This is a genomic window from Arthrobacter sp. NPDC090010 (assembly GCF_044748305.1).
Taxonomy (GTDB): Bacteria; Actinomycetota; Actinomycetes; order Actinomycetales; family Micrococcaceae; genus Arthrobacter_E.
The window spans coordinates 1-17,089 of record NZ_JBIVFT010000014.1 but is presented as its reverse complement, the minus strand read 5'-3'; the positions used below and the strand labels follow the sequence as shown (position 1 = coordinate 17,089).

At 67.8% G+C, this 17,089-nt stretch carries 17 protein-coding genes; 8 read left to right on the top strand and 9 right to left on the bottom strand.

Annotated features, from left to right (window positions below; genetic code table 11):
• Positions 1 to 147 precede the first annotated feature (147 nt).
• From ACIPXZ_RS16285 to ACIPXZ_RS16275, 3 genes are all read left to right on the top strand, one after another.
• On the top strand, positions 148 to 759 hold the full coding sequence (locus ACIPXZ_RS16285) for a helix-turn-helix domain-containing protein (protein ID WP_400596225.1): 612 nt from the start codon (positions 148 to 150) through the stop codon (positions 757 to 759).
• Entirely contained in the window at positions 750 to 1,637 is an 888-nt protein-coding gene (locus ACIPXZ_RS16280; RefSeq protein WP_400596223.1) for an EamA family transporter, read from the top strand. The genes ACIPXZ_RS16285 and ACIPXZ_RS16280 overlap by 10 nt, the downstream gene beginning before the upstream one ends.
• Positions 1,638 to 2,009: 372 nt before the next feature.
• Positions 2,010 to 2,351 carry a DUF1801 domain-containing protein gene (locus ACIPXZ_RS16275; protein WP_400596221.1) on the top strand — a complete coding sequence of 114 codons (342 nt, stop codon included), beginning with the start codon at positions 2,010 to 2,012 and terminating at the stop codon, positions 2,349 to 2,351.
• A gap of 120 nt (positions 2,352 to 2,471) precedes the next feature.
• Here ACIPXZ_RS16275 and ACIPXZ_RS16270 read toward each other — a convergent pair whose 3' ends face one another.
• The 3 genes from ACIPXZ_RS16270 to ACIPXZ_RS16260 all read right to left on the bottom strand — a co-directional run bounded on the left by ACIPXZ_RS16270 (position 2,472) and on the right by ACIPXZ_RS16260 (position 4,422).
• Positions 2,472 to 3,341 carry a hypothetical protein gene (locus ACIPXZ_RS16270; protein WP_400596219.1) on the bottom strand — a complete coding sequence of 290 codons (870 nt, stop codon included), beginning with the start codon at positions 3,339 to 3,341 and terminating at the stop codon, positions 2,472 to 2,474.
• Between the two features lie 77 nt (positions 3,342 to 3,418).
• Positions 3,419 to 3,952, bottom strand: a complete 534-nt coding sequence (locus tag ACIPXZ_RS16265; protein WP_400596217.1) for a hypothetical protein — start codon at positions 3,950 to 3,952, stop codon at positions 3,419 to 3,421.
• Positions 3,949 to 4,422: a DM13 domain-containing protein gene (locus ACIPXZ_RS16260; protein WP_400596215.1), complete on the bottom strand. Its 474-nt coding sequence runs from the start codon at positions 4,420 to 4,422 to the stop codon at positions 3,949 to 3,951. Before ACIPXZ_RS16260 ends, ACIPXZ_RS16265 begins: the two co-directional genes overlap by 4 nt.
• A 154-nt stretch (positions 4,423 to 4,576) precedes the next feature.
• Here ACIPXZ_RS16260 and ACIPXZ_RS16255 point away from each other — a divergent pair, with 154 nt between their 5' ends.
• Positions 4,577 to 5,275, top strand: coding sequence for a response regulator transcription factor (locus tag ACIPXZ_RS16255; protein ID WP_400596213.1), 699 nt, complete (start codon positions 4,577 to 4,579; stop codon positions 5,273 to 5,275).
• Positions 5,272 to 6,405 (top strand): sensor histidine kinase, encoded by a 1,134-nt coding sequence (locus ACIPXZ_RS16250; RefSeq protein ID WP_400596211.1) that lies wholly within the window; start codon positions 5,272 to 5,274, stop codon positions 6,403 to 6,405. The genes ACIPXZ_RS16255 and ACIPXZ_RS16250 overlap by 4 nt, the downstream gene beginning before the upstream one ends.
• Here the strand turns inward: ACIPXZ_RS16250 and ACIPXZ_RS16245 are convergent.
• Positions 6,402 to 7,181 carry a hypothetical protein gene (locus ACIPXZ_RS16245; RefSeq protein ID WP_400596209.1) on the bottom strand — a complete coding sequence of 260 codons (780 nt, stop codon included), beginning with the start codon at positions 7,179 to 7,181 and terminating at the stop codon, positions 6,402 to 6,404. The genes ACIPXZ_RS16250 and ACIPXZ_RS16245 overlap by 4 nt on opposite strands.
• A gap of 78 nt (positions 7,182 to 7,259) precedes the next feature.
• On the bottom strand, positions 7,260 to 7,928 hold the full coding sequence (locus ACIPXZ_RS16240) for a pentapeptide repeat-containing protein (protein ID WP_400596207.1): 669 nt from the start codon (positions 7,926 to 7,928) through the stop codon (positions 7,260 to 7,262).
• A gap of 154 nt (positions 7,929 to 8,082) precedes the next feature.
• Here ACIPXZ_RS16240 and ACIPXZ_RS16235 point away from each other — a divergent pair, with 154 nt between their 5' ends.
• Both ACIPXZ_RS16235 and ACIPXZ_RS16230 read left to right on the top strand, forming a co-directional pair.
• On the top strand, positions 8,083 to 11,574 hold the full coding sequence (locus ACIPXZ_RS16235; RefSeq protein ID WP_400596205.1) for an SNF2-related protein: 3,492 nt from the start codon (positions 8,083 to 8,085) through the stop codon (positions 11,572 to 11,574).
• A gap of 159 nt (positions 11,575 to 11,733) precedes the next feature.
• On the top strand, positions 11,734 to 11,913 hold the full coding sequence (locus tag ACIPXZ_RS16230; protein WP_400596203.1) for a hypothetical protein: 180 nt from the start codon (positions 11,734 to 11,736) through the stop codon (positions 11,911 to 11,913).
• A 127-nt stretch (positions 11,914 to 12,040) separates the two neighbouring features.
• Here ACIPXZ_RS16230 and ACIPXZ_RS16225 read toward each other — a convergent pair whose 3' ends face one another.
• Both ACIPXZ_RS16225 and ACIPXZ_RS16220 read right to left on the bottom strand, forming a co-directional pair.
• Positions 12,041 to 12,703, bottom strand: a complete 663-nt coding sequence (locus tag ACIPXZ_RS16225; protein WP_400596201.1) for an NAD(P)-binding oxidoreductase — start codon at positions 12,701 to 12,703, stop codon at positions 12,041 to 12,043.
• Positions 12,704 to 12,726: 23 nt separating this feature from the next.
• A complete protein-coding gene (locus ACIPXZ_RS16220) occupies positions 12,727 to 13,770 on the bottom strand; it encodes an NAD(P)-dependent alcohol dehydrogenase (protein ID WP_400596199.1) in 1,044 nt (347 codons plus the stop codon).
• Between the two features lie 314 nt (positions 13,771 to 14,084).
• Between ACIPXZ_RS16220 and ACIPXZ_RS16215 the strand changes: the two genes are divergently transcribed.
• On the top strand, positions 14,085 to 15,434 hold the full coding sequence (locus ACIPXZ_RS16215; protein ID WP_400596197.1) for a formylglycine-generating enzyme family protein: 1,350 nt from the start codon (positions 14,085 to 14,087) through the stop codon (positions 15,432 to 15,434).
• A 118-nt stretch (positions 15,435 to 15,552) separates the two neighbouring features.
• Here the strand turns inward: ACIPXZ_RS16215 and ACIPXZ_RS16210 are convergent, their stop codons facing one another.
• Both ACIPXZ_RS16210 and ACIPXZ_RS16205 read right to left on the bottom strand, forming a co-directional pair.
• Entirely contained in the window at positions 15,553 to 15,966 is a 414-nt protein-coding gene (locus tag ACIPXZ_RS16210) for a heat shock protein transcriptional repressor HspR (protein WP_400596195.1), read from the bottom strand.
• Positions 15,967 to 15,976: 10 nt separating this feature from the next.
• The gene (locus ACIPXZ_RS16205; protein WP_400596193.1) at positions 15,977 to 16,939 is read right to left on the bottom strand and encodes a DnaJ C-terminal domain-containing protein; all 963 of its coding nucleotides are present in this window, start codon (positions 16,937 to 16,939) and stop codon (positions 15,977 to 15,979) included.
• Between the last annotated feature and the right edge of the window lie 150 nt (positions 16,940 to 17,089).

The window sequence follows — 17,089 nt, the reverse complement described above, 5'->3', positions numbered from 1 at the left end:
GTGGCGCGCCGCCGCCCATAAGCTGGGTCACGTTCTGAGCGCGGAGTCAGATAAAGCCCGATCCGGGACGGTCATCGGGCGCTGAGTGACCCCGCATTGTGAACGAGGGAAATCTCAGTGCACCAAAAAGTGCATTATGATGCACTCATGACGATAGATGCCGACACCCTGGCCGCCGCCATCGGCGCACGGGTCCGCCAGGAGCGCCAGGCCCATGGCTGGACCCTGGATCAGCTTTCCGAAACCGCGGGCATCAGCCGTCGCATGCTCGTGAACGTTGAGCAGGGCGCGGCCAATCCGAGCATCGCCACCTTGCTTCGCCTCAGCGACGCCCTCGGCGTCGGCCTGCCCGCCCTCGTGGAGCCACCGCAGAGCCACGGCGTCAAGGTCATCCGCAGCGGCGACGGCGCCGTGCTGTGGACCGGCGAGCACGGCGGCCGCGGTGTGCTGATGGTCGGCACGGCCTCCCCTGATGTGATGGAACTCTGGGACTGGGTCATGAAGCCCGGCGAAAGCCTCAGCAGCGAGCCTCACGCGCCCGGCACCAAGGAACTTCTCCACCTGATGTCCGGCGAACTCACGGTCACCGTTTCCGGGGAGCCTCACGTCCTGGAAGCCGGTGACGCTTTCAGCTTCAGCGGCGACGTCGAGCATTCCTATGCCGCCACCGGCCCGGAGCCCGCCCGCTTCGCCATGTCCGTCTTCGAGCCCGGAGTCGGAGCGGGACATCACCGGTCGGCAGGTGCGCCATGGGTCTGATCCCCACCCGGAATGCGGCCTTGCCGCCATGGCTTCCGGCCATCGTGGCCATGTTCTCGGCCCAGTTCTGCTCGGCCCTGTCCATCGGACTCATCGAGCTGATCGGTCCGGCGGGGACGGCCTGGCTCCGCCTGTGCATGGGAGCACTGATCTTCCTGGCGATCGCCCGCCCACCCCTGCGCTCCGTGCGGCGACAGGACATCGTTCCGCTGCTCGGTCTCGGGGCCGCGTCCGGCGGGATGATCGTGTTCTACATGGCCGCGATCGATCGCATTCCCCTGGGCACGGCCGTGGCGATCGAGTTCATGGGACCCCTGGTGGTCGCCGCCGTCCGGAGCCACGCCTTGCGCATGGTGTTCTGGCCCGTCCTCGCCCTCGCCGGCGTAGTGCTGCTGACCGAGCCTTGGCACGGGCAGGTCGATCTTCTGGGCGTGGGGTTCGCCGTCCTGGCGGGCATCTCCTGGGCCTGTTACATCCTGTTGACCCAGAAGGTGGGCGACCGGTTCTCGGGACTCAGCGGCCTGTCCATGACGGTGCCGGTCGCCGCCGTCGTGACCTCATTCGTGGGCATTCCGCAGGCGGCCGGGCAGATCAGCTGGGGCGTGCTGGCGGCGGCGTTCGGGCTGGCCCTCATGGCGCCGGTGCTGCTCTTCGCCCTGGAGATGTACGCGATCCGACGAATGACCGCCACCGCGTTCGGCACCCTGATGGCCCTCGAACCGGCGTTCGGGCTGCTGCTGGGCCTGGCCGTGCTGCATCAGGTGCCGAGTGCGCTCCAGGTGACGGGAATCGTCCTGGTGGTCCTCGCCGCAGCAGGAGCGCAACGCGGCGGCACCAGGACCTCGCGACCCGAACCCGTCGCGGTGCCGCTCGACTGAAGCCCCCGAACCGACCGACCCAGCCGAGTTGCCCCGGCCACCCGAACTGCCCGAACTGCCCGAACTGCCCTGGCCGAGTCCGCTATCCAGGTCCGCCCCACTCGCCGAGTCCGCTATCGGGGGCGTGAATCCGCTGCCCCGGGTAGCTGACTCACGCCCCCGATAGCGGACTCGGCAGGCGCGATGAGGCAGGTCCAATGGGGCAGACGCGACGAGGCAGGCTCAACGAAGGGCAGGCCAGCGCGGCGAGCGGGCTGCTGATGCGAGTGGCCCTGCGGTCACGGGAGTCGTCGTCGTAGGCTTGAAGCATCGGCCGAGCCCAGAAGCCACGGCCGGAATTCACTCGACGAAACCCGCACTGGAGGCTCAGACATGTTGTTCAGCAAAAAGGGCGACGACGCCGCACTGGCCAAGCTCCGCGAAGCCCCCGCACCGTATGCGGAGATCGGCGAGCGCCTGCACGGCATCATCCGGGAGAACGCTCCGCAGCTGGAGCCCGTGGTCCGCTGGGGGCTCCCGTTCTACGTCCGGAACGGCGAGGACATCTGCTACATCAAGACCGGCAAGGACTACATCGCGTTCGGCTTCGGCGAGTCGGTCAACCCCGCCCGCCAGGAGGGCGCGAACATGCACCCCATCGTCTGGAACATCACGGCGCTCGACCCCGGGACCGAGGCCACGATCAGCGATCTGGTCCGCAAAGCGGTCTCCTGACGCATCCTTCTGCGGACGACGGCGGGCCGCCGCGAACCACGTACGCGAGTGGGCACTTGTTCACAGTGCGGAGCACCCACACTGTGAACAAGTGCCCACTCGCGTACTGGGAAGAGACCCTCAGGCCTTGACGGATGCGGCTTCCAGCTCGTCCTCGTCGATCTCCTCGATCTCGACGGCGGCCACCACCTCGAGGCTTTCCGGGCGGACCATGAGCGCCTCGTCTTCAAGCTCGATCATCAGGTATTCCTCGCCATCGGCCACGAAGTGCCAGGCGAGCACCGTCTCGGCCTCGTAGACGAAGTTCGGGTCGCCCAGGGTGATCTTCTCCAGTTCCACCTCGGCCACATCGCAGAGTTCACGGATGATGATCTCGAAATCGGGCATGTCCTCGACGGCGGCGGCTTCCGCCTGAGCCCGACGGTCCTCGAGGTCTTCGACCGTGGTAAGCCGTTCGTCGATGACAGCATCCAGACCTTCCTCGTCGACCACCTTGAGGGTCTCCAGGCCACGGAGCCAGGCGGCGTTGAGGGCCATGATGTCCTCGGTCTCAAGAAGGCTCTCGAAGTCGTTGTCAAGCTCCTCCTGAGCCAGCACCGCGTCACTGACCTCGGAACCTTCGTCTTCGGCGTCGCCGTCCAGGTACGCTTCCTCGTCCGTCTCGGAGAGTGCGTCGAAGGCCGCGGCGGTGCGGTTGAAGAGGTCGAGGTGACCCGTGGCGCCCATGGCGGCAAGCCCGGCCCGGACGTACTCGTCGAGGTCTTCGCGCTCCTCCGCCGTGAAAACGTACTGGGCGAAGCCGCCGCCCAAGGCCTGGGTCAGGTAGAAGTCCACGTAGTAGCTGCGGAGCGCATCCGCGGAGATCTCCCCTTCACCGAGGAGTTCCTGATACATGGCGTTGACGACGGTGACGTTTCCGTCCACCACCTCATCGGGGCCGCCCTCCAGGGCTTCCTTCAGCAGGACGACGGGAAGCTGCGTATCGGTCATGATGATCCTCACTCGAGAAGTCCACGGGACACTTCCGACCGTACGCGCAGTGCCTGGGCGCGACCGGTGAGGACAGGTCAAGGGCGGGTGAACCTTGGGTGAACGGAGCCCGGGGCGCGCTGCGGCGGCTCCACACCTCCACTCCCTCGAGATCCACGGCCCCTCCACCACCGGACCAGGGCGGTCACCGAGAGCCTTCCCGCGGCGGCCGGGAACAAGAGCACGACGGCGCCCAGACCGAGCATCACCGGATACTGGACGATCAACTGATCGCTGAGCCAGTACGAGGCGAGCACCAGCAAGGACGCCGCCCCGGTCCACCTGCTCAGGAATCCGGCACACAGCAGGACGCCCAGGAGCGCCTCCGTGCAGGGAACAGCGATGCCCGCCAAGGCCGGGGTCGCCCCGATGGTGTGGGCCAGCAGCTCCGCATACCAGGAAGGAACGCGGCTGTTCCCGGCCGTGCTCTGCACCACCAGGCCGATGTCAGCGGCGCCGAACCCCGAGGCGAACTTCGTGCGGGCCTCCCCGAGCCACAGCACCCCGACGGCGATCCGCACCGCCGCGGCGGCCAGCGCACCGGCGCGGGCCGCCGTCGTCATCGTTCTCATGTCAGCTTCGCCGCCCCGAACACTGCCTTCGCCTTATCGCAGTGGATGACGACGTCGGTGTAGCCGCTCGCGTCGATGCCGTTCAGGGAGAACGTCTGAGAGGCGGCGTCGAACTTCACCGGAGCGAGCTCCTTGCCCGCGGTGACGGCCGACTCGTCGGTCCCATGAGTGAGATAGACGTGCAGATCCGGCCCCTGGTCCGAACTGAAGCCGGAGAGCATCAGTTCGCCGCCGCTCAGCGTGGCGGATCCGGAGACCTTCTTACCGTTCAGTCCGGCGAACATCCCGCTCCGGGACGCTGCGGAGGAGTCGTGCATCATGCCCATGGACGGCGAAGCCGACATGCTCGGGCTCATGGACGACATGCCGCTCTCAGAGGGTGCGGAGGAAGTCGAGGAAGGACTGCCGCAGGCCGCCAGGCCGAGGCCCGCGGTGGCCAGGAGGATGGATCCGAGTACCAGTTTTCGCATGATGACTCCTTCTCGTCGGTGCGGCGTGTCCGCACGGGCTGCCGCCACGACCGGCGACTCCTTCACCGTAGGAATTCAGAGAGGCGCTCCGGCCAGTCCTGTCAGAGCTGTAAGGAATCGGATCACGCGAAGTGCCCGCTGATAGCCTCCTGGCATGAATACGAGCCCCCGGATCCTGGTGGTGGAGGATGACCGGACCGTCCGCACCGTGGTGAACGACTATCTGAGCGGGCAGGGCTTCTCCGTGACCGCCGTGGACAACGGTTCCGAAGTGCTGGCACGCTTCGCGGCCGAACGCCCCGCACTGGTGGTGCTGGACCGGATGCTGCCCGGGCTCAGCGGCGACGAGGTCTGCCGCGCCCTGCGAGCGACCTCGGACGTGCCCATCATCATGCTCACCGCCCTGGACGCGGTCCCGGACCGCATCGCGGGCCTGGAATCGGGGGCCGACGACTACCTTGCCAAGCCTTTCGCCCTGAAGGAACTCAAGCTGCGGATCGAGGCTTTGCTGCGCCGCTCCCGGCAGGCCGGGGCGGCCCCGTCGGAGTTCGGGCTCGGCCCCTTCCGGGTGGATCCCGCGAGGCGGCATATCCGGCGTGATGGCGTCCCGATCCCCTTGACCACCCGCGAATACGAGCTCTTCCTCTATCTTCTGAACAATCCTGGCCGCACCATCAGCCGGGACGAGATCCTCCGTGAGGTCTGGCAATGGCAGTTCGGCGACCCGTCGACCGTGACCGTCCACATCCGCCGCTTGCGGGAGAAGATCGAGGAGGACCCCCGTTTCCCGGTCCACCTGAAGACCGAATGGGGTTCGGGGTACCGGTTCGACCTTCGCGGAGGTGAGGGATGATCGCGTTTCCGGACTTCTTGCAGATCGTCCTGACCACTCTGGTCATCACCCTGTTCGTCGCGGCCCTGGAAGCACTGCTGATCCGTTTCTCCCGCCGGGCCTCGGTCGCATCGCGCGGATTGATCGTGACCGCGGGCGCTCTGGCCTCGGTGGTGCTCTCCGTTCTGGTCATCTCGACGGAAATGTACCTCTCCGGGCATGACACCCTGATCCTGCTCTGGGTGGTCTGCGCGTCGGCGGTGCTCTCGCTGCTGGCGTCGTGGCTGGTGGGCCGCGGCCTCGCGAGTTCGCTTGGGGGCTTGCGACGCCGGGCCGGAGAGCTGGGCACCGGAACCGAACCTCATGAACCGGGCCCCGCCGAACGGGATGCCCCGCGTGAGATCCGGGAGGTCTCCGAGCAATTGGCCGACGCTTCCCGCCGGCTCACCGCAGCCCGCACTGAGCTCAGGGAGCTGGAGGAGACCCGGAGCCTGTTCTTCGCCTGGGTGACGCACGATCTGCGCACTCCGATCACCGGGATCCGCGCCCTCGCCGAGGCCTTGGACGAGGGCACCGCCGTGGACCGGGCCGACTACCAGCGGCAGATCCTGAACCAGGCGGACCGGGTGAGCCGCCTGGTGGACGATCTCTTCGAGCTGTCCAAGCTGCAGACCGGCACCTTCCGGCTCCACTACGAGGAGGTCGATCTGGCCGATGTCGTGTCAGACGCCGTCGCCGATCTGATGCCCGCTGCCGCCGCGCGCTCGGTGATGGTCAGCGGCGCGGACGTCAGCGCCGTCGTCGCCCGCGTCGACCCGCATGCGGTGGGCCGCGCGGTGTCCAACCTCCTGGCCAACGCCATCCGCTTCGCCCCGCAGGGTTCCTCCGTCACCGTGACGGTGAGCACCGACGACGGCGCGCTGGCGCGGCTGAGCGTGCGGGATCGCGGGCCGGGGGTCGCCGTCGCCGATCTGGGCAGGATGTTCGACGCCGGCTGGAGAGATCTCTCCGCCGAAGGCGCCGGACCAGGCGCCGGCTTGGGGCTCGCGATCGCCAAAGGCATCGCAGAGGCCCATGGAGGCCAGGTGGAGGCCCAGCTCAGCGAGCCGGGGTTGGAGGTGTCGCTCCGTCTGCCGGTGGGCGGGGCCTAGCGGGCGAGCTCCAGTTCTCTGCTGGACCGGCGTTCCCGGAGCTGCATCCAGCCGACCCCGAGAACGATGAGCAGCCCGAGGACGGCGGCCACGGGGCCGTCACCCCAGCCCAGCCCGCCGACGGCGGTGTCCTTGCCGGACCAGTCGGCGAAGGAGGCACCGAGCGGGCGGGTGATGACATAGGCGGTCCAGAAGGCCAGGGTCGCATTCAGTCCCGCCAGACGGTGGGCGATGCCGGGGATCGCGAACAGCACGGCGAACACCACGCCTGCCGCGAAGAACCCGAGCCCCGCCGTGTAGGCCAGCAGGTCACCCGCCGCGGTGCCGAGCGCGAAGGTCGCCAGCACGGCCGCCCAGTAGAAGAGCTCCCGCCGGCCACCGGTGATGCTGTGGATCGACAACGTCCCCTCGCTCCGGCGCCAGGCCCAGAAAACGAGCGCCAGAACGCAGGCGAAACCGAGCGTGGACACCAGATAGGGCACCCCGAGGACCACATGGATGACATCCGCCGCCATGGTTCCGAAGACGGCGACCATGGTCACCGCGAGCCAGTAGACCCACGGGATGTAGCGCCGGACCCGGAGCTGGGCGGCGAGCGCCACGGCGAACACCAGGAAGGACACGATGACCGCGAGATAGGGGTCCACGCTGGTGACGAGGAAGTCCGAGGCCGATTCGCCAAGGGCGGTGGTGAGAAGCTTGACCACCCAGAACAGGACCGTGACCTGCGGGACTTTCCGCAGCACGGACGAACGCATTTCCACCACAACAGGCACCTCTCGACTCCAACCGGCTCATGAACCGTAAGGCGACAGGGTGGGAAATGGCTGGGGACAGGCTGTGAAGTGGCGGAGTCAGCCCTCTGTGACGAGAATTCCGGACTGGAGAGCCATCTGGACGGCCAGTTCCCGGACCTGAGATTCCGCAAGAGTCGCACCGCGGAGCCCGTTGACCGCCGTGAAGGTCTGCGCGTCCAGGCCTCGCAGGTCCACGTCCGTTGCCGAGAGGTCTCTGCTGTCCACTTCCTCGGCACGGCAGCCCTGGAATGCCACGCGCTTCAACGTGGCAAGGGGCACGTCCACGGTGCGCAGCTGACAATCGATGACCTTGACGTCCTGGGCTTTGGAGCCGGAGAGACCCAGGTAGTCGATCCGGACGTCCCGGAGTTCCAGGCTGTCGACATCGGCGCCGGACAGGTCCAGCGTGCCGATCCGTCCGCCGACCAGGCGGACCCGCCGCACTCCGGCGTTCCGCAACACCAGTTCAGTGGCCCGCAGGTCCTCGATATCGACGTCGGCCAGCGTGGCACCGCTCAAGTCCAGACGGTCCACTGTGACGTCCCGCAACACGCACTCGCTCAGATGAGCGTGGCCGGCATCGACGTCCCCGCTGAGGCCCAGGACGACGCTCTCGGAGATCTCGTCATACCGCTTCAGACCATCGATCTCACCAAGAGCCGGGGGAAGGTCCGGTTCCGAGACCCTGGGTGCCGCCGTGCGTGCTTTCCGCCCTGTCTGTGCCATGCGTTCAGGCTATCGCTCCCCTCTGACAGGCCGAGCGCTTTCCGCCTCCCGCGGATTCGGCCTCCCCGTCCCGCCGGCCCATGTCCCGGGGGGACGGGGCACCGGAGCAGACTCACTGTCCGGGACCCGGCGCCGGGGAACTAGACTTAGCAAGATGGCCACTTCGCAGGCCCAGGAGCGTCTGGGCACCCTCGCCGAGCGCTTCAGCGAAGCCAGTGCGGAGCGCGGCTACGAGTATGCACGCCAGGAGCGCGTGTTCAACCTGGTGTTCGGACGGACCACCGGTCTGCTCACCGGCAGGGTCGAGGGCTCCCGCTCATACCGCGCCGTCGCCAAGCTCCAGCAGCAAGGGGATTCCTGGCGCTGCCTCACAGCTCTCTGCGACTGCCCGGTACGTCAGGACTGCAAGCATGTCGCGGCGCTCCTCTTCACCGCACAGGATCGTGGTCTTCTGGACTCCGACGACGCCGTCGCCTCCCGCCGTCGCGGTCCCGCACCGCTTCCCAACACGACGGCAGCCGCCGCGTCCCCGGCGCGGAGCCGCGCGATCGGCCAGTCCTCCTGGGAGAAGGCCCTGACGCCCCTCCTGCCGGAAACCGCAGGACCGTCGCCTTCCGCCCCTGCGCCGCAGCTGGCGCTGCTCTTCGAACTGACCGAGCCGCGCCCCGCCGTCTCCCGCGGCGGCCGGATCTACAGCCCCGCCGAGCCCGCCGGTCTGCGCGTCCGTCCGCTCTCCATGGGCGCACGCGGCAAATGGATCAAGAGCGAGGTGGCCTGGACCAACATCAACTACCTCAGCTACTACCGCAAGTTCGCCCGGGAACAGACGGATGCTCTGGCCGAATTCCTGGAACTGTCCCGGCTGCCCGGCCAGCACGCCGGGAACCAGCCGGGTCAGTGGCTCGAGCTCTCCCAGTACAACGGCCGGCACCTCGCCCAGGCCCTGGTCGATCTGGCGGCGAAGGGGATCGCGCTCATCCAGGATCCGGACCCCCGCTCGCCCGGCGTCCGCCTGGAACGCGAACACGCGTCGCTGGAACTCACGGTGGACCGGCGCGACGACGGCGGCCTGGACATCGCGCCCCGGCTCGAGGCGCACGGCCGGGCAGTGGATCTGCGGCAGCTGCACTTCACAGGCACACCCACCGCACTGGCTTTCCACACGGGGCCTGCCACTCCGGGAGGTTCCCCGGACGGCACGCTGGTGCTGATGCCCCTGGCCCCGGCAAGCACTGAGCTGGTGGCGTTCGCACGGGCGGCGGAACCGGTACACATCCCCGCCGAGGACGAGGAGCGCTTCCTCAGCGACTTCTACCCTCGGCTGCGGCAGGGCGCGGCCGTCGTCGCGGCATCGGACGAGGTGCAGCTGCCGACCATCGGCAAACCCGTGCTGTCCCTCCTGGCCAACTACCGCAAGGACCACCGCCTGGATCTGCACTGGGAGTGGCATTACACCAACAACGGCAAGCAGATCTCGCAGCCGCTGATCCTTGACCCCGGAGATGCCGGGTACCGGGATGAGCGCGGCGAACAGCGGATCCTGACCTCGGTGGGCAAGCCCTGGGACCTGATCCCCGCGCTCGCCTCGGAACCGTCCCTCGGGCGGGACGGCGCCTGGACTCTGCCGAGTCTGGCACCCACCGCGGTCCTGCACGGCATGGACACCGTGGCATTCACCGAGGAGCTCTTGCCTCAGTTGCGAGACCTCCCGGATGTCGAGGTCGACGTCAACGGCGTGGTGCCCGACTACCGCGAAGCCGTGGAAGCGCCCGTGGTGCACGTCTCGACCCTGGACAAGGACGACCGCGACTGGTTCGGCCTGGAGATCGTGGTGACCCTGGAAGGCGAGCAGGTCGCCTTCGGCCAGATCTTCTCCGCCATCGCCTCCGGCCAGACCCGCATGGTCCTGCCCAGCGGCAAGCATTTCCCCCTGGACACCCCGGAGCTCCAGCAACTGCGGGAGCTGATCGAGGAGGCCCGGGCCCTCTCGGACCGGCCCGGCGAGGAATTGCAGATCAGCCGCTTCCAGGTGGGGCTGTGGGAGCAGTTCGCCGCGATCGGCGTCGTCGAGCAGCAGGCGAAGGAGTGGCGGCGCAGCGTCACCGGGCTGCTGAACGTCGAGGACTCCACCCAGGATCTTGAGGCGCCGAGCGGTCTCAACGCCCAGATGCGCCCCTACCAGCTCCAGGGTTTCCGCTGGCTGCGCTTCCTCTACGACCACCGGCTGGGTGGCGTGCTCGCCGACGACATGGGTCTCGGCAAGACCCTGCAGACCCTCGCACTGTTGTGCTCGCTGCGTGAGGATCCCGCGCGGACTGCCACGGACGACGGCGGGGCAGGCAAGGAGGCGACGGCGGAGGACGGTGGCCTCGCGCCGTCGTCGGCCGGCACCGAAGCACCACGGCGCGCACCGTTCCTGGTGGTCGCGCCCAGCAGCGTGGTGTCCAACTGGGCGATGGAAGCGGCGCGCTTCGCTCCGGGGCTGAAGACCGTGGCAGTGGCCGAGACCTTCAAGCGCAGTGGCCTGGACCCTGCGGAAGAGTTCGCCGGGGCCGATCTGGTGGTGACCTCCTATGCCCTGTTCCGCCTTGAGCTGGAGCGGTATCAGAAGCTGGAGTGGGACGCCTTGGTGCTGGACGAGGCGCAGTTCGTCAAAAACCACCAGTCCAAGGCGTACCAGGCCGCCCGGAAGCTGAACGCTCCGTTCAAGCTGGCCATCACGGGCACGCCTCTGGAGAACAACCTCATGGAGCTGTGGGCGTTGCTCTCGATCGTGGCGCCGGGCCTGTTCCCGAGCCCGGGGAAGTTCGCCGAGTACTACCGCAGGCCCATCGAAGTGCACGGACATCCGAAACTGCTGGCCAAGCTGCGCCAACGGATCCGGCCGCTCATGCTGCGCCGCACCAAGGAACAAGTGGTCAAGGAGCTGCCGCCCAAGCTGGAGCAGGTCCTCACCGTGGAGCTGAACCCGCGGCATGCCAAGGCGTACCAGACGCATCTGCAGCGCGAGCGGCAGAAGATCCTGGGGCTGCTGGAGGACGCGAACAAGCACCGTTTCACCATTTTCCAGTCGCTGACGCTGCTGCGGCAGCTGGCACTGGATCCTTCGCTCGTGGACCCGGAACTCGCCGGGGTGCGCTCCAGCAAGCTGGATGTCCTGTTCGAGCAGCTGGAGGACGTCCTGGCCGAGGGGCACCGCGCCCTGATCTTCAGCCAGTTCACCGGGTTCCTGGGCAAAGTGCGGGAGCGGCTGGATGCCGCCGGCGTGCAGTACGCGTACCTGGACGGGGCCACGCGGCAGCGCGCGGAGGTGATCAAGTCCTTCAAAGAGGGCGACGCCCCGCTGTTCCTCATCAGTCTCAAGGCGGGCGGTTTCGGTATCAACCTGACCGAGGCGGATTACGTGTTCCTGCTCGACCCCTGGTGGAATCCGGCCAGTGAGGCCCAGGCCGTGGACCGCGCGCATCGGATCGGGCAGGACAAACAGGTCATGGTGTACCGGCTGGTGGCCAAGGACACCATTGAAGAGAAGGTCATGGTGCTCAAGGCCAAGAAGTCCAAGCTCTTCGACTCGGTGGCGGGGGATGAGGCGCTCGCCTCCACGCACCTGAGCGCCGAGGATCTGGCGGGCCTGTTCCGGGAGTAGCCCGTCTTCTCCTCCAACGCGGGGTCACTTAGGGCCCCTTCTCCGGGGGATATCGGGCCCTAAGTGACCCCGCGTTGGATGACCGCGAGGACCCTACCGCGCTCCGGGCCGCGGGCGTAGCCTGAAAGGGCAGCTTCACGCGTCTGCCAAGGAGGAACCATGACGGACTTCCGCAGTTACACCGCAGAAGAACGGGCCAGCTTCGTCGCCCCTGCCTGTGAGATGTGCGGCCAGCACCGCCACGTGCGCTGGGTGGCGGTCGACGGCGGTGACCCGCCCCGCTGGACCCCTCGCGATGCCGGGTGCAGCAACGAGGCCTGCACGGGGTACCGCTCGTAGTCTTCACGCACCGTCGGCCTCCGGGCCGGAACACAATTGCGCCCTGTTGTGCTTTGCGCGCCCCAATTGGGGCGCGCAAAGCACAACAGGGCGCAAAAATCCGTGGCCCGGGTTGAAGGTCCTAGCCTCAGCCGCGCAGGGCGGCGAGCTCCGCGGCGGCAGTCGCCGCCGGCGTCGTGCCGTCCGTCAGCTCCACGATCTCCCGGCTCAGTCCCGGCTGGTGAAGCACCTCGGCGAGGAAGGCTGCCACGTTGCCCCGGCGCACGTCTCCGTAGGCGACGGCCGGGCCGGCGGTGACCAGACCGTCGCCGGCCTCGTCACGCAAGGTCCCGGGACGGACGATCACCCAGTCCAGATCGGTTCCGGCCAGGTGGACATCGGCGTCCTTCTTCACGCGCATGTAGTGCTCGAACGACTGGCTCGGGGATTCCACGCCACGTCCGGCGTCGGGGAAGACGGAGACGAGCACGAACCGCTTCACCCCCGCCAGGGACGCCGCGGCCGCCGCCTTCTCAAGCCCTCGCCCGTCGATCGCCGTGGTCTGTTCCTGCCCGGTGCCATGGGCACCTGCCGAGAACACGACGGCGTCGTGGCCCGCCAGATGAGCCGCCAGCGTCTCCACCGAATCCTTCACGAGGTCACCGAGCACGGACTCAGCCCCGCTCTGGATGACGGTCTCACTCTGCTCCGCACTGCGGTGCATACCGGTGACCTGGTCACCGCGCGCCGTCAGGAGCCCCGACAGAATGCGTCCGATGCCGCCTGCGGCACCGATCTGGAAAACCTTCATGCTTCTCCCCTCCGGATTCCGGCTCAGCCGATGGTCGCGACGTCGATCACGAAGCGGTAGCGGACATCGGACGCCAGGACGCGCTCATAGGCCTCGTTGACCTTCTCGGCACCGATCACCTCGATCTCCGCCCCGATACCGTGTTCGGCGCAGAAGTCGAGCATCTCCTGGGTCTCGCGGATCCCGCCGATGTTGGAACCGGCCAGCGTCCTGGCACCGCTGATGAGGCTGAAGATGTTCAGATCGAGGGGCTCGCCGGGAGCTCCCACGCACACCATCGCGCCATGCGGCTTCACCAGGCTCAGGTACGAACCGAGCGGGATCTTCGCGCTCACCGTGTTGAGGACGACGTCGAATTGACCCTTCAGATCGCTGAAGGTGCTCTCGTCGCTGGTCGCGTAGTAGTGGTCGGCGCCCAGACGCAGACCGTCCTCCTGCTTCTTGAGCGACTGGGAGAGGACGGTGACCTCGGCACCCATGGCGTGGGCCAGCTTGACGGCCATATGTCCCAGCCCGCCCAGCCCCACGATGGCGACCTTCTTGCCGGGCCCGGCACCCCAGCGGCGCAGCGGGGCGTACGTGGTGATTCCTGCGCAGAGCAGCGGCGCCGCGACGTCGAGCTCCAGCGCGTCCGGGATGAGCAGCGTGAAGGCGTCGTTGACCACCACGTGCGTGGAGTAGCCGCCCTGGGTGATGGTGCCGTCGCGGTCGACGCCGGCGTAGGTGCCGACGCTCCCGTTCAGGCAGTCCTGCTCCTGGCCGTTGAGGCACTGTTCGCACTCACGGCAGGAGTTGACGAGACAGCCGACGCCTACGCGGTCGCCGACGGCGCGCGTGGTCACCTCTGACCCGACGGCGGCGACGATTCCGGCGATCTCATGGCCGGGCGTCAGCGGATAAGGGACAGGGCCCCAATCGCCGCGTACGGCATGGATGTCCGAGTGACAGATGCCCGCGTACTTGATGTCGATCAGGACGTCATGCGGGCCCAGTTCCCTGCGCTCAACGGTGGTGAGGACAAGCGGCTCGGTGGCGGATGGCGCGGCGAGAGCGGCAACGGTGGTCATGGAGGACTCCTTCGCAATGGGTGGTGCGTCCTGGAAGGGAACCGGCGAGGCCCCTCGAGCATTCCCGTGAGGCCTGATTCCGTCCCGTTCTTCCACTCTAGGCCGCGACGGCGACGGAAGGGAGGCCCTGTCGGGGCACCCCTCGGCGGCGGCCGTACAGGGGTTCGACGCCATGAATCTCGGCCTTTCGGGAATTACTTGGCCGAACAAGTAGTTAAGCCAATCGTCCCAATATGACGCCACAGGATGACATGCGGTCCGGACAGTGATCTGCCGCAGCTCCAGCCGTCATCGCCAACCCTGAGAAGGAGATCATGAGCACGCATCTGAAGAAGGGCCTGCTGTCGGCCGCCGTCGTCACCTCCCTGATGTTCGGCAGCACCGCGGCTCTCGCCGCACCAGCCCGGCACAGCAGTGCCCCCAGCACCGAAGACGCCCTCACCGCCCTCGCGGACAGCCTCGCCTGGAAGGACGGCACGCTCGCCACCTATTCGGAGGTCAGCACCAAGGTCAGGGCCGCCATCGAGGAGCTGGACCGCTCCGCCCGGCCCATTCCGCAGAAGCCCGGCTACCGGGCGTCCTTGCAGCGCTTGGAGCAGGAGTCGGACTACCTCGCACAGCTGGCCGGACAGCCCGGGTACGCCAACGGGGTGCTGGATTCCGTGATGTTCCTCAAGGGTTCCCTGGCGGAGTGGAAATTCGCCGTCGAGCAGATCCGCGACGGCCTCTACGAACGGAGCACGGTCCGCCCGGCGACGCCCGGTGTCAGCACCGCCCCGGAGGTCGGACCTCGCACAGCAGCCGGGACCGTCTTCCAGGACCTCGGCGGAGGGCCGGACATGGTCGTCATTCCCACCGGCAGCTTCACCGCCGGAGCCACAGACGAGGAGCAGTCGGCCTGGGATGTACCGGCCAATCGCCGCGACTTCGAGACTCCGCGTCGCACCGTGACCATCAAGGAGCACCTGGCGTTCGGCCGGACCGAGGTGACCGTGGGCCAGTTCCGTCAGTTCATCCGCGAAACCGGCTATCAGCCGCGCGGCGGCGCCCGCTGGTGGAACCCCGCAGACCCGTCCGCCATGGTCTTCAACCCGGAATTGAGCTGGGACAGCCCCGGATTCCCGCAGAGCGAGAATGACCCCGTGGTCGCCGTGACCGTCGCCGACGCGAAGGCCTACACCGCGTGGCTGTCCGCCCGGACCGGCGAAAGCTACCGGCTTCCCACGGAGGATGAGTGGGACTTCGCAGCTCACGGCGGAGCCACCACCCCGTTCTTCTTCGGCGAGGACCTGAACCACGCCGATGAATACGCCAACACCTTCGACAAGTCGTCCAAGGCGACCAACGGCTTCGGCTGGGACAACACGCCCGTGGATGACGGATTCCCGTACACGGCGCCCGTTGCGTCGTTCAAGCCGAACGGTTTCGGTCTCTACGACGTGACCGGCAATGCCCGCGAGTTCGTGGCGGACACCTGGCTCCGGGATCTGAGCGGCGCCAGCAACGACGGTTCGATCCACCGTGGACCGGCGCCGTTCCCGGTGCTGCGGGGAGGGGCTTGGAACTACCAGCCGCAGAATCTGCGCCTGGCCTACCGAAGCGCCTACTTCAGCTCCGAGACCGCGACGAACATGTTCGGCTTCCGCCTGGTCCGGGATCTCTGAGCAGCTCCCGGCCCTGAACCGATAGGCCCTTGAAACGGGAAGAGTCCCGGCATCGCATGAAACGATGCCGGGACTCTTCAGTGTCGTGAGTCGCTCCGCGCCCCATACCCTTCCCGGTTCAGGGCCGCCAGACCACCACGGCCTGGCTTCGCGGGCCGGGCCGTTGGCCGCGGGCCAGCGAGACGACGTCGCCAGCGGCCACACCGGCCGCGAAGATGCGGGCCTCGGGGACCGAGGGGCGGCGTTCCAGTTCCTGGGTGAGTTCCCGGACTCGCGATTGCAGCGCGGCCACTTGGTTCTCCAGTTCGAGAATGCGTTTGATGCCCTCCAGCGAAACACCCTCCTGGGAGAGCCGCTGGACCTCACGCAGACGGTCGACGTCGCGCTGGGAGTATCGCCGCGCCTTACCGGGCGCCCTGCTGGGCGAGACGATGCCCAGACGGTCGTACTGACGCAAGGTCTGCGGGTGCATCTCGGCCAACTCGGCGGCAACCGAGATCACGAACAGGGGCTGGTTCACATCGATCGCCATGCTTCACCTCCTAGAGTGCGGCGCGGACAGCCAGTCCGGCCCGGGGGTCCTCCCCCTCGGTCGCGGCAGCGAACGCCTCGACGGCCGCCTTGGCGTCGTCGTCCAGTTTCTGGGGTACGACGACGTCGACCGTCACCAGCAGATCGCCGGCCTCCTTGGAGGTCTTCACGCCGCGGCCCTTGACGCGCAGCGTGCGACCGCTCGGCGTTCCGGCCGGCAGCTGCAGCTTGACGGTGTCGCCCTCCATGGTGGGCACTTCGATCGTCCCACCGAGCACGGCCTCGTCGAAGCTGACGGGGACGTGGATCCGGATGTTGTTTCCGTCCCGCTTGTAGAACGGGTGTTCCTTGACGTTGACCGTGATGATCAGATCACCGTTGCCCGCCGCGCCGGGGTTGCCCTTGCCGCGCTGACGCACCTTCTGGCCGTCCTTGATGCCGGCGGGGATTTTCACGTCGATGACGTTGCCGTCCGGCTCGCGGAAGCTGATCGTGGTGCCCTGGATGGCGCCCTTGAAGGAGATCGAGGTGCTGGCCGTCCGGTCCGAGCCCTTGGTGGGTGCCTGCTGGAAACCACCGAAACCGCCGCCGCCTCCGAAGAGATCGGCGAACTCCGGCGGGATGCCGCCCGCTCCGCCCCGGCTCCTGGCTCCCTGCTGGTTGAAGATGCCGCCGAAGAGGTCCTCGAAACCACCGGCCCCGCCACCCGCGTGGCCGCCCGGTGCGAAGCGAGCCCCGCCGCCCATGGCGCGGATCGCGTCGTACTGCTGGCGGTCCTCCGGGTTGGAGAGCACCGAGTTCGCCTCGGTGATGTCCTTGAACTTCTTCTCCGCCTCGGCGTCCCCCGCATTGGTGTCCGGGTGGTACTTGCGGGCGAGCTTGCGATACGCCTTCTTGATATCGGCGTCGGACGCGTCCTTGGCGACACCAAGGATCTTGTAAAAGTCCTTTTCAACCCAGTCCTGGCTGGCCAAGGGCGTTTCCTTTCCTGTCTAAGTCTTGAAGTGGCGGGGGGGGGGGGGGGGGGGGCGCCCCCCCCCCCCCCCCCAAAAAAAACCCCCCCCCCCCCCCCCCCCCCACGGCCCCCCGCGCGGGGGCGTGGACCCCCACCCCCCCCACCCCGA